Here is a 2,950-nt window from a genome sequence, read left to right on the forward strand (position 1 = left end):
AGCCAGGCACTGCCCGGCCGCGCGTCGGTGTCGGTGCCGCGGCCCGGCGACGTGAGCGGCGAGATCCCCGTACCCGAGGACGACGGCGCGGCCGAAGGTCTGCGCGGGAAGCTTCGCACCCAGCGCCGCCTCCGGGTGATCTCGTTGATCGCCGTCAGTGTCGTCGCCCTCGTGCTGCTGCCCGCGATCTTCGGGATCCGGGCCGCCATGCGCGATCCGATCTACGCGTCGCTCGACTCGCTGGACCTGCCGAGCTGGGCCGCGACCAGCGTCGACGACAAGAGCAGCGGCAACAGCTGGTGCTTCATCAACTGCCGCTTCCGCGAGCGGACCTCTCAGTCGCAGCAGCCGTTCACCGAGACCGCCAAGGCCTACACGACCGCGCTGACCGCCGCCGGCTGGCAGCCCTGGCAGGTCGGCCAATGCCCCGAGCAGCCGGTCACCGAGGGCCGCTACAGCTGCTTCAAGCGCGACGAGTTCACTCTGGACCTGTGGGTACGCCTGCCGGAGTGCGCGGTCGATCTGAAGGCCGCGCAGGACCCGGCCTCGCTGCCGTCGATCGGGCCGGACGGCGTGGTGCCGACCACCCCGGCGAAGGACTGCGTCGGATCCACCGTCAGCATCAAGGTGCAGCCGGCCATCACCGACCCCCGGTTGCAGCCGCAGCAGCCGCCCGCCGGCCCCGACCTGATCGGCGAGACACCGGACCCCGAATTGTCCGCCGATCCACTCCTCACCCCGACACCCGCGACGTCGTGACGCGGCGTCCGGTAACGGACGGTAGGGTCTGCACGTTGTCCTGCCGCAGTCGATCGGTAAGTAGAGGAGTCGCTCCATGGACGCCGGAGAAATCGCAGGTCTGATCGCGGCGAGCGCCTTCCTCGTGCTCGTCCTGGTGCTGGCCATCCCGATCTTCAAGCTGGGTCGCACGGTGGACGCCGCGACCCGCGCGATCAACGACCTGAACGAGCGCACCGGGCCGTTGCTCACCAACGTCAACGAGACCGTCGAGGGCGTCAACACCGCGCTCGGCCAGGTGCAGGTCTCGCTCGACGGGGTGAACGTCCAGCTCGCCAAGGTCGACACGATGACCAGCCACGCCCAGAACGTCACGGCCAGCGTGGCGAACCTGGCCACCGTCGTCTCGGCGGCCGCGGCCAACCCGCTGATCAAGGTGGCGTCGTTCGGCTACGGCCTGCGCAAGGCCGCGTCCGCCCGCCGGCACGCCGAGGAGGAGCGCGACGTCCGCGCCACCCTCAAGCAGCGTCGTAAGGCCGCGCGCGCGGCCCGCTGATCTCTCCAGGAAGGAACCGTCGCAAATGAAGCGCCTGCTCTGGCTGGGGGCCGGCCTGGCCGTCGGCGCCCTGGTGGTCCGCAAGCTGACCCGCAAGGCCAACGAGTTCACGCCGTCCGGCATCGCCACGTCGCTGTCCGAATCGGCCGGCGGCCTCGTCGAGTCGCTGCGTAGCTTTGTGGAAGACGTCCGTGAGGGGATGGCCGAGCGGGAGAGCGAGATCCACGAGGCGTTCGCCGCGGGTGAGCTGTATCAGGACGAGTTCGCCGAGCTGCGCGATGACGAGCAGCCCGGTGGGGTGGGGCGGCACGCCCAGGAGGGTCAGCGATGAGAACGGCGGAGATCAAGCGGCGCTTCCTCGCGCATTTCGAGGCCAACGGGCACACGGTAGTGCCGAGTGCCCCGCTGCCCGCCATCGAGGACCCCAACCTGCTGTTCATCAACGCCGGCATGGTCCAGTTCGTGCCGTACTTCCTGGGGCAGCGCAAGCAGCCGTGGCCGCGGGCGGCGAGCGTGCAGAAGTGCATCCGTACCCCGGACATCGACGAGGTCGGCAAGACCAGCCGGCACGGCACGTTCTTCCAGATGAACGGCAACTTCTCGTTCGGCGACTACTTCAAGGCCGGCGCCATCCCGCTGGCCTGGGAGCTGTCCACCAAGCCGGTCGAGCAGGGCGGCTTCGGGCTGGATCCGGAGAAGATCTGGGCGACGGTGTATCTCGACGACGACGAGGCGATCGAGATCTGGAAGCAGACCGGCCTGCCCGCCGAGCGGATCGTGCGCCGGGGCAAGAAGGACAACTTCTGGTCGATGGGCATCCCGGGCCCGGCCGGTCCGTGCTCGGAGCTGTACTACGACCGTGGTCCGGCCTACGGCCCGGACGGCGGCCCGGAGGTGGACGAGGACCGGTTCCTGGAGTTCTGGAACCTGGTCTTCATGCAGTACGAGATCACCGACGTGACGTCGAAGGAGGACTTCACGATCGTCGGTGACCTGCCGAACAAGAACATCGACACCGGCATGGGCCTGGAGCGGATCGCGTCGATCCTGCAGGGCGTCGACAACCTGTACGAGATCGACGAGGTGCGCCCGATCCTGTCCCGGGCGGCGGAGCTGACCGGCAAGTCGTACGGCACCCGGTCGGGGCACGCGGCGTCCGAGAGCCACCCCGACGACGTGCGGCTGCGGGTGATCGCCGACCACGTGCGCACCTCGCTGATGCTGATCGGCGACGGTGTGACGCCGTCCAACGAGGGCCGCGGGTACGTCCTGCGCCGGATCATGCGCCGCGCGATCCGGGCGATGCGGCTGCTCGGCTGGCAGGGTGCGACCTTCCCGGAGCTGCTGCCGATCGCGCGGGACTGCATGTCGCCGTCGTACCCGGAGCTGGCCGAGGAGTTCGGCCGGATCTCCACGTACGCGTACGCGGAGGAGGACGCGTTCTCGTCCACGTTGCGGGCCGGTACCACCATCCTGGACACCGCCATCGCGGAGTCCAAGGGCGCCCGCCTCTCCGGTGAGAAGGCTTTCCAGCTCCACGACACCTACGGCTTCCCGATCGATCTCACCCTGGAGATCGCCGCTGAGCAGGGGCTCGAGGTCGACCAGGAGGGCTTCCGGCGGCTGATGGCCGACCAGCGCTCCCGGGCGAAGGCC

At 69.3% G+C, this 2,950-nt stretch carries 4 protein-coding genes; all 4 read left to right on the forward strand.

Annotated elements, in window-relative coordinates; genetic code table 11:
* The first annotated feature begins 9 nt into the window (after window positions 1-9).
* The gene (locus tag AB0M20_RS35565; RefSeq protein WP_364304929.1) at window positions 10-759 is read left to right on the forward strand and encodes a hypothetical protein; all 750 of its coding nucleotides are present in this window, start codon (window positions 10-12) and stop codon (window positions 757-759) included.
* 76 nt (window positions 760-835) lie between these two features.
* Window positions 836-1,294, forward strand: a complete 459-nt coding sequence (locus AB0M20_RS35570; RefSeq protein WP_364304923.1) for a DUF948 domain-containing protein — start codon at window positions 836-838, stop codon at window positions 1,292-1,294.
* A 25-nt stretch (window positions 1,295-1,319) separates the two neighbouring features.
* Entirely contained in the window at window positions 1,320-1,625 is a 306-nt protein-coding gene (locus AB0M20_RS35575) for a hypothetical protein (protein WP_364304925.1), read from the forward strand.
* On the forward strand, window positions 1,622-2,950 hold a 1,329-nt coding region (gene alaS / locus AB0M20_RS35580), incomplete at its 3' end, for an alanine--tRNA ligase (protein WP_364304927.1). The genes AB0M20_RS35575 and alaS, both read left to right, overlap by 4 nt.

This window comes from Actinoplanes sp. NPDC051633 (assembly GCF_040681735.1).
Lineage (GTDB): Bacteria > Actinomycetota > Actinomycetes > Mycobacteriales > Micromonosporaceae > Actinoplanes.